Source organism: Cyanobium sp. NIVA-CYA 375 (assembly GCF_056108345.1).
Genome location: NZ_JBSYHW010000174.1, coordinates 1 through 1949, shown reverse-complemented (window position 1 = coordinate 1949; position 1949 = coordinate 1). Strand labels below are relative to the sequence as shown.

4 protein-coding genes are annotated in these 1949 nt (G+C 60.9%); all 4 read right to left on the bottom strand.

Going from position 1 to position 1949, the window contains the following annotated elements; translation table 11 throughout:
- A partial coding sequence (locus AC01FP_RS17255; protein ID WP_474481939.1) for a hypothetical protein occupies window positions 1-335 on the bottom strand: 335 nt, incomplete at its 3' end.
- 95 nt (window positions 336-430) lie between these two features.
- Window positions 431-553, bottom strand: a complete 123-nt coding sequence (locus AC01FP_RS17250) for a hypothetical protein (RefSeq protein ID WP_474481937.1) — start codon at window positions 551-553, stop codon at window positions 431-433.
- A 2-nt stretch (window positions 554-555) separates the two neighbouring features.
- Window positions 556-942, bottom strand: coding sequence for a hypothetical protein (locus tag AC01FP_RS17245; protein WP_474481935.1), 387 nt, complete (start codon window positions 940-942; stop codon window positions 556-558).
- Between the two features lie 273 nt (window positions 943-1215).
- Window positions 1216-1419, bottom strand: a complete 204-nt coding sequence (locus AC01FP_RS17240) for a hypothetical protein (protein WP_474481934.1) — start codon at window positions 1417-1419, stop codon at window positions 1216-1218.
- Between the last annotated feature and the right edge of the window lie 530 nt (window positions 1420-1949).

The following is a 1949-nucleotide window of genomic DNA, read 5'->3' as shown; positions in this document are numbered from 1 at the left end:
AGTTGCCAGACCGCTTCGATACGTTCTTGCTGCTGAGCACCGCCTTGGCCAACTTGATCGGCGGGGTCCACTACGAAGGCTTCTGCGGCTCCTGCTTCCGCCAGTTCTATTGCTGCGACGGCTTCCGGGGGGATGGGCGCCGTTAATTCCCTGGTGACATAGACCTGCGACTGCTTGTTGATGTCGGGTTCAGGCAAATCAAGCCAGGACTGATCGGGTTGCAACCTGGCGAGATGTCGCCATGGGCAGCTCATGCCCTTCCAGGCAGGCCTGAATTCAACCCTGGCGATCTCATCGCCCCAGCTGATCTGAATGTTCTCCAAGGGGGCGCTCATCTCTTCTTGCTGGTGCCTTTCCTTGGCACTCTCGTCCATATGTTCCTCCTGCTGGCAGCCGGGAAGTAATGCCTGCTCGGGTAGGCGGAGTTGGATCAGCCGCCCAGTGGCAAATAGAGGCTGCGCGGCGTGTCCTGAAACAGCCGGAACCCGTGGCGCGCATAAAAGTCTCTGGCCTCTGCTCCCTTGGCGTCGACGATCAGGGTGTAGCCGCCCATGGTTAGCGCCAGAGCACGTCCAGAAACTCCACCAGCAGAACGCCTCGGTGGCTGCCGTGGATGCTTACCAAAGCGCGGCTGGCGGCCTGCTCCATTCCGACTCGTTCCTTGCGCACTTGCTCCGCACTGACCATCACTCGCACCCAGCCGCCAGTCATGAAGTCCTCTGAGCCTGTCTCGAAGGCCTGCAGGCGCCGGTGCCGGTTGCTGTTGCGCTCGTAGTAGAGGCCCCCACCTGTGGGATCGGTGCCCTCTGCCCACACCTGATCGACCATCAGTTTGCCGATCGCCACGGGGTCGCTGGCTGCCGCGTCAATGGCTTCTCCATCGAGAACGAGTGGGTTGCCGGGGTCGTTGCGGTTATCGGAAATGATCAGGTGAGGGCTCATCGTCTGACATCTGTGGGACATCAACTGCTGGGCTCGTTGTCCCGTGTTCATCTTGGATGGCCTGATCAACACCAATCGCTTGGAGAAGTTGGCCCCGCTGGTGTTGGGCTTTCTGACGAGCCTGGCAGATGTTGAGCGCCAGCTGATCAGGGAGGCAGGAGACAGCTAACGCCGTGGTCAAGAAGCTGGGGTTCTCGCAGGCGCCCCCGCAGCGGATGCGGGCTGAACCCACACCCACCCAACTGGGATGGACGGAGGGAGAGAACACCCCTGCTACTTCATCCACCAGGACTTTGGTTTGTTCAGGATGCGACGGGCCCAGGGCTTGTCGTCGTTCACGAAGCAGTACACCACCAGGGCGAGAGTCCCGAAGGCGAGAAGACCACGGCCAAGCCCAGGACTGATCTTCTCCAGCAGCAGCAGTACGGCCAACGGGATAACGAGCTGAAGAATGCGCTTCTTCTGATGGGGGGTCATGACGGGCAGTCGGTGATGTTCAAGAGCAAGGTCAGGGCCTGAATCGACCAACCCCATAGCCAACCAGGAGGCCAGCAGCGCTTCCAATAAGGCCGTCGCGGAGGGTCTTCGCTTGCTGATCAGGCATCTGCCGCACAGTGTTGACGCCAAGGCCAACAACAGCAAGCGCGGCAGCAAGGCCAAGGATCAGATCCAAGCTGCTGTGAGGCTTACTGGCCTTGGCTGCAGGCAGCAAGGGTCTGGCAGTCTCTGGTGCAGAGACGTCTGAAACCTGCTTGTGGGAGCGCTCCAGCTCACGCTCAAGGCGGTGTAGGTCGTCTTTCGTGCCCATGACCCCACGTTGCCACCGGCACGAGACGAACGGGAGAACGGTGCCATCGTTGCCGGCAGCGCAGGGACGTCAGTGACGTCACAGCGATTTGGCTTGTCGGGTCTGTCGGTGGCAGTTACCGGCAACGCTGACCTCGGTGCTCTGGAGACGGCTCTTGGATGATCCGGTCTTCAGTTCAGGTGGGTGGAGGGCCAAGTGC